General features: G+C 60.4%; 1 protein-coding gene and 1 pseudogene. Both read left to right on the top strand.

Annotation, left to right across the window (positions count from 1 at the left end):
* The first annotated feature begins 320 nt into the window (after positions 1-320).
* Positions 321-2,447, top strand: coding sequence for a DNA helicase RecQ (gene recQ, locus D8V06_RS27510; RefSeq protein WP_130932196.1), 2,127 nt, complete (start codon positions 321-323; stop codon positions 2,445-2,447).
* 118 nt (positions 2,448-2,565) lie between these two features.
* Positions 2,566-2,639 (top strand): annotated as a pseudogene (locus tag D8V06_RS27505) (MarR family transcriptional regulator); the annotation flags it as partial.

The following is a 2,639-nucleotide window of genomic DNA, read 5'->3' as shown; positions in this document are numbered from 1 at the left end:
TCGTCGGCGTCGAGGAAGACTTGCAGGCGGGTTAGTTGCTCAGCGAAGGACATTAAAGGACTACCTTGGGGAATGTTCGATGCGGGAATTCTAGGCCTTCTTGCGCGCTTGAGCCAGCCGCGCAGCATATTTGCACCACCTTCCCCAGCGGTGCCCTTTGCCGGACGGTGCTCGGGTATACTCGCGCGTTTTGTGATGCCCTGCTGGCTTCACGGCTGAAATGTGAAGCGTCATGCAACGCGCACTTACGATTTGTCTGTGCAGCGTCGCGGGTTCTGAACCAGCCTTGCAGGGATGTTTCGGTGATTTTTGGAGTTTCTATGCTCGATCAGGCTCAACGCGTCCTCAAGGACATCTTCGGTTACGACAGTTTCCGTGGCCGTCAGGGTGCAATCATTGAGCGCGTAGCCAGTGGCGGTGATGCCCTGGTGCTGATGCCTACCGGTGGCGGTAAATCCTTGTGCTTTCAGGTTCCGGCGCTGCTGCGCGAAGGCCTGGCGGTGGTGGTGTCGCCGCTGATTGCGTTGATGGACGATCAAGTGGCGACCCTCGAAGAGCTCGGTGTGGCCGCCGCAGCGCTCAACTCCACCCTCAGCGCCGAACAACAGCGCGACCTGGCGGCACGGATCAAGCGCGGTGAAGTGAAAATGCTTTACCTCGCCCCGGAGCGGCTGGTTCAACCGCGCATGCTGAACTTCCTGCAGGGGCTGAACATCGCCCTGTTCGCCATTGACGAAGCGCATTGCGTGTCGCAATGGGGGCATGATTTCCGTCCGGAATACCTGCAACTGGGGCAGTTGGCGGAAATGTTCCCCGACGTGCCGCGCATCGCCCTGACTGCCACCGCCGACAAGCGCACCCGGGAAGAAATCGTCACCCGCCTGCACTTGCAAAATGCCGAACGCTTTCTGTCGAGTTTCGACCGCCCGAACATTTTTTATCGCATCGTGCCCAAGGAACAGCCGCGCAAGCAGTTGCTGGCGTTCCTCGCCGAGCGACGCAGCGATGCAGGCATCGTTTACTGCCTGTCACGGAAAAAAGTCGAAGAAGTGGCCGCGTTCCTCAGCGAACAGGGTTTTCCTGCGCTGCCTTACCACGCCGGCCTGCCCAACGATCTGCGCGCCTATCACCAGAAACGCTTCCTCAACGAGGAAGGCCTGATCATGGTCGCCACCGTGGCGTTCGGCATGGGCATCGACAAGCCCAACGTGCGGTTCGTCGCGCACCTGGACTTGCCGAAATCCCTTGAAGCCTACTATCAGGAAACCGGCCGCGGCGGCCGTGACGGCTTGCCGGCCGATGCCTGGATGGCCTACGGCCTGCAAGACGTAGTGATGCTCAAGCAGATGTTGCAGAACTCCGAGGGCGACGAACGCCACAAGCGTCTGGAGCAGCACAAGCTCGATGCCATGCTGTCGCTGTGCGAAGAAACCCGGTGCCGCCGCCAGACCTTGTTGGCCTACTTCGATGAAGACATGCCCGAGCCATGCGGCCATTGCGACAACTGCGTCGACGGCGTGCAGACCTGGGATGCCACCGAGCCGGCGCGTCAGGCGCTCTCGGCGATCTACCGCACCGGCCAGCGGTATGGCGTCGGGCATCTGGTGGATGTCCTGCTCGGCAAGGACAACGAAAAGGTCCGCAGCTTCGGCCACCAGCACCTGTCGGTGTTCGGTGTCGGCAAGGCGCGGGCCGAAGGCGAGTGGCGCTCGCTGTTCCGTCAGTTGGTGGCTCGAGGTCTGGCCGATGTCGACCACGAAGGCTACGGCGGACTGCGCCTGAGTGACACCTGCCGGCCGTTGCTCAAAGGTGAAGTGACCCTGGAACTGCGCCGCGACCTGAAGGCGCAGACCACCGTCAAAAGCAGCAAGAGCCAGGCGAGCCAATTGGTGCGCGGCGAAGAGCGCGAGCAGTGGGAAGCCTTGCGTGCCCTGCGGCGTAAACTCGCCGAGGAACATGGCGTGCCGCCGTACGTTATCTTCCCCGACTCGACCTTGTTGGAAATGCTGCGCAGCCAGCCAACCTCGCTGGCGCAGATGGCCACGGTCAGCGGCGTCGGTGCGCGCAAGCTGGAACGTTACGGCGAGGCCTTCCTCGAAGTGCTCGGCGGCCAGGCCGAGGCGCCGAAGGAGGTGGCCGATGTACGCCATGAGCTGATCACGTTGGCCCGCGCGGGCATGACCCCCGTGCAGATCGCGGGGCAACTGCAGTGCTCGGAAAAGAACGTCTACACCATGCTCGCCGAGGCGATTGGCAAACAGCAGTTGTCGCTGGAACAGGCGCTGGATCTTCCCGAAGACTTGATGGGCGAAGTTCAGGACGCTTTCCTCGACGGTGAAGGTGAGTTGCCACCCGTGTCGCAGATTTCTGAATTGTTCGCAGGCCGAGTACCCGAAGGAGTGTTGTATTGCGTTCGTGCCGCGTTGCAGTCGGAATTTGAGATTTGAGACATTGGTTTACTGATGTAACGATTCAGTACAGAACAAGCCTTGCCTCCAGCCAAGGCTCATGCTTAGCTGACTAATAATTAGTTTTTCTCTATTTCAGTCTAATCATGAGTGTTTTATGTCGTTAACCGATCAACACCGCTTTGGCATGCAACTGGCCCAGATGTCTCGCGGCTGGCGTGCCGAACTGGA

It is taken from the genome of Pseudomonas sp. Sample_24, from assembly GCF_004307605.1.
In the GTDB taxonomy this organism is placed as follows: Bacteria; Pseudomonadota; Gammaproteobacteria; order Pseudomonadales; family Pseudomonadaceae; genus Aquipseudomonas.
Note: the sequence above shows the minus strand (reverse complement) of the source record. Positions and strands in the feature narration are given on the sequence as shown.

What these genes read in the sequence shown, in the direction of transcription:
- recQ (WP_130932196.1), top strand. Translation starts at nt 321, where the DNA reads ATGCTCGATCAGGCTCAACGCGTCCTCAAGGACATCTTCGGTTACGAC.